General features: G+C 42.7%; 1 pseudogene. It reads left to right on the forward strand.

What is annotated here, in order from left to right:
* Window positions 1–211 (forward strand): annotated as a pseudogene (locus tag DW720_RS16090) (radical SAM mobile pair protein B); the annotation flags it as partial.

Below are 211 nucleotides of genomic sequence, written 5' to 3' on the forward strand. Positions count from 1 at the left end.
GGTATCCGTACAGTCTGTTTCGTATCCCCGGTATTCCCCGGTATCACGGATTTTGAAGCAATATTTGAGCGGGTAAAGGATCAGTGCGATCTGTTCTGGATCGAAAATCTCAATCTTCGAGGCGGTTTCAAAAAGACAATTATGGATTATATCGCCGGAAAATATCCTGATCTTGTACCACTTTACGACGAGATCTATAACAAGCATAACC

Source organism: Clostridium sp. AM27-28, from assembly GCF_003480955.1.
GTDB classification, from domain to species: Bacteria; Bacillota; Clostridia; order Lachnospirales; family Lachnospiraceae; genus Otoolea; species Otoolea fessa.